3 protein-coding genes are annotated in these 3,292 nt (G+C 68.2%); 1 reads left to right on the top strand and 2 read right to left on the bottom strand.

The features are described 5' to 3' along the window. Both B1991_RS13890 and B1991_RS13885 read right to left on the bottom strand, forming a co-directional pair. Window positions 1-662 (bottom strand): primosomal protein N' (locus tag B1991_RS13890; RefSeq protein WP_484335330.1); only part of this gene is annotated, 662 nt, incomplete at its 3' end. Window positions 663-1,048: 386 nt separating this feature from the next. Next, a complete protein-coding gene (locus tag B1991_RS13885) occupies window positions 1,049-2,272 on the bottom strand; it encodes a DUF3667 domain-containing protein (RefSeq protein WP_136259276.1) in 1,224 nt (407 codons plus the stop codon). Window positions 2,273-2,376: 104 nt separating this feature from the next. Between B1991_RS13885 and B1991_RS13880 the strand changes: the two genes are divergently transcribed. Continuing rightward, on the top strand, window positions 2,377-3,292 hold a 916-nt coding region (locus B1991_RS13880), incomplete at its 3' end, for an MATE family efflux transporter (RefSeq protein ID WP_246031175.1).

Raw genomic sequence — 3,292 nt, 5'->3', positions numbered from 1 at the left:
CCGGTGACGCCATCGAGCAGGAACGGCTGGTACTGGCCGAAGCTGGCGCCGACCGCGGCCACCGCCTGCTGCTGCTCGTCGCTGAGGGCGGGAGCCGTCGACACGGCCCGTGGTTCGGTCGGCGCGCGGTCGCGGCGTTCGATCAGGCCGGCGGCGGCGAGGCGGCGGGCGGCCTCGCGCCAGCCGGCCTGGCGCTCGTTGAGCTCCTGCGCGCCGAGTGCGCCATCGGCAAGCAAGGTCAGCAGGGTACGGCTGCCGCCGCGGCGACTGCCGGCCGCGAGTGCATCGCGGCCGGCCGCGGTGATCGCCCAGTATTCCTGGCCGATCGCCGGCAGCGGCCGGGCCTCCCGCAGTGACAGCGGCAGTGCATTGGTGCAGACCTCGCCCGGCGCGCCCAGCCAGTAGTCAGTAGCCCAGGCCAGCGTCTGCAGCAGTTCGGCGTCGAGCAGCGGTTCGTCGTCCAGCGCCCGCAGCACCGGCTTGAGCCGCGGGCCGTCCAGCGCCGATTCGACGCCGCTCTCCACCGCCACGCCGACCAGCTTGTCGCGTCCGAACGGCACCAGCACCCGGCTGCCCGGAGGCGGCATGGCCGCGGCCGGGGGCAGGTAGTCGAACAGGGTGGGCAGCGGCAGCGGCAGGGCGACGCGGAGAACGGTCGGCATGAGGTCCTCGGATGGCGATCGTCAGTGTAACCGAGCTCCCTTTCCCGCCAGCCGGCAAGCGCCGGCACCGGACCTGCGCGAGTTGCGGGTACTTGTTGCCCTGCGATCGAGAAATTCCGGATAAGTCGCTATGCCAACGATGTTTTCATGCTTATCCACAATCGCTGTGGATAACTCTGTGGATGCTGCGGGGAACGCAGCCCGCGAAGCCCGCCGTGGCGCGTTCCGTGACGGCGTGGCGACGTTTTCGTCATGAAATTTTTTTTCGCTTGATCAATGAGTTGCAAAACGGGTGCGGTCACCGTTCACATAATCGACAAAGCCCTTTCACATGACGCCGGGGCCTTGCCGCGCTGTGCAAAACCCCTTCGGGGGCGGTGCTTTGCTCACTCCGCGAGGCCCATCGCGGCGGCGCCGAGGATGGCGAAGGCCAGCAGCCAGCAGTAGCACCAGCCGGTCACCAGATACTTCAGCACCGTCATCGGCCAGCCCTGGCGGTAGACCCGTTTCTGCATCATCAGCAGGTAGATCGGCGCCCAGATCCAGAGCACGTTGATCAGCCAGCCCAGCGGCGTGGAAAGCCAGCTCGCGTGCGGTTCCAGCGCCACCGACAGCAACTGGAACAGCACCCCCAGCAGCAGGCACAGGAACAGAAAGGCATGGCTGTGCAAGGCCACGATCAGGTGCTCGACATACAGGCGGCGGCGGAACAGGTACATCACCTTGAGCAACAGGGCGAACGCCGGCAGCATGAAAAACATCGTCCCCGGCAGGGCGGCGAGGACCTGGTTGAGCAGGCGCGCCTTGATGGCCGAATGGTCGCCCGGACCGCGCATCGCGGCGAGGTTGTCGTGCATGCGCTGCAGCGAGCGGTTCATCCGCTGGTTGAGGAAACCGGGCAGCCAGCTCACGTGAACCGGGTACTTCTGCGCGTCCCAGGCCATGTCCAGCGGATTGTGTTGCGCCGCTTCGGAGGGCACGCGCGGCGCCGGCAGCGGGGGCAGGTCGGCGACCGTCTGCGGCACCACGGCGGTGGTGTCGCCCAACGCGATGCGCCGCTGCATCGCCTCGCGGGTCAGTTGCAGGCGCGCCTTGTCCATTTGCTGGGCGGCCAGCGAACCGACCACCGGGATCTGCTCGGTGGGCGTGAACTGCTTCAGCGCCTTCTTCAGCAGGCGATCCACCTCGGCCGGGGTTTTCGCATCCTGGAAGCTTGCGCCGGTCACGGTCACCTTCACCGGCGTGTCCACGGCATCGCTGGTATCCAGCGCCATCGGCAGCAGGAAGAAGGCGGCCAGGCACAGCAGGAACATGGTGCGGAACGGCGCCAGGTAGCGCACCCGCCGACCGGAGAAATACTCCAGGGTGAGAAAGCCCGGCCGCAGCAGCAGTGGCGGCAAGGTGTGCACCACGCGACCGTCCCAGTTGGCCACCAGGTCCAGCGTGTCCTCGAGCATGCCGTGCACCGGCCGCAGCACGCTGCGCACCGACTGTCCGCAGTCATGGCAGTACTCGCCCTGCAGCACGGCGCCGCAGTTGGCGCAGTGGCGTTCGCCGGGCAGGGCCGGCACGCGCGTGTCGCTGCTGGGCAAGGCGGGTACTTGCGTCATCGTGGTCCCCGGGAAGGCGTCGCCGATCTTCGCATACGTGCCGCGCGCCGTGCCCGTGACGGATGGCTCAGGTAAAATGCGCGGCCCCGGAGTTTCATCGTGCCATGAATCCTTTTCGCCCCGAACGCGCTCGCCTCGTACACGAGGTGCGCGCGACCGTGCGCCTCGCGCTGCCGCTGATGGCCGCCCAGCTGGCCGCGATCGGCAGCAACGTGATCGACGCCGTACTGGCCGGCCACGTCGGCGCGCACGTGTTGGGTGCGGTGGCGGTGGGAGCGAACATCTGGTCGCTGGCGATCGTCAGTGGCATCGGCATGATGATGGCGGTGCCGCCGTCGGTGGCCCAGCTCGACGGCGCCGGTCGCCGTGGCGAGGTCGGCGCCGTGTTCCGCCAGGCGCTGTGGATGGCGCTGGGCATGGGCGTGCTGCTGTGGTTCGCGGTGCGCCACGCGGCGCCGCTGATCGATTTCATCGGGGTGACGCCGAGCCTGCGTCATGACGTGCAGCGCTTCCTGCTCGCGATCAGCTGGGGCGCGCCGGCGCTGACCTGCTACTTCGCCCTGCGCGGCCTCTCCGAAGGCCTGTCGTTGACCCGCCCGTCGATGTACTTCAGCCTCGGCGGGCTGGTGCTGCTGATCCCGCTGGGCTACGTGCTGATGTTCGGCAAACTGGGTATCCCGCCGCAGGGCGCGCACGGTTGCGGCGTGGCCACGGCGATCGTGCTGTGGCTGGAGATGCTGGCGTTCGGCATTTATGTGATCTTCCGGCGCAATTACCGCGGGCTGGGCCTGTTCGACTGTTTCGAGTGGCCGGACCTGCGCCGGATCGGCCAGCTGGTGCACATCGGTGCGCCGATGGCGGTGACCCTGCTGGCCGAAGCGGGGCTGTTCGTGGCGACCGCGTTGATCATCGCCACCCTGGGCGAATCGGTGATCGCCATGGCCAAACCGAGCGGGATCATGAAGAAGAACGAGGCGATGTTGATCGCGATCTGGTGGCTGGCGATCACCGATTCGCCCA

It is taken from the genome of Rhodanobacter lindaniclasticus, from assembly GCF_004799035.1.
Taxonomy (GTDB): domain Bacteria; phylum Pseudomonadota; class Gammaproteobacteria; order Xanthomonadales; family Rhodanobacteraceae; genus Rhodanobacter; species Rhodanobacter lindaniclasticus.
Note: the sequence above shows the minus strand (reverse complement) of the source record. Positions and strands in the feature narration are given on the sequence as shown.

Excerpts from the sequence above, each read along its gene's own strand:
- B1991_RS13885 (WP_136259276.1), bottom strand. The coding sequence starts at position 2,272 with ATGACGCAAGTACCCGCCTTGCCCAGCAGCGACACGCGCGTGCCGGCC.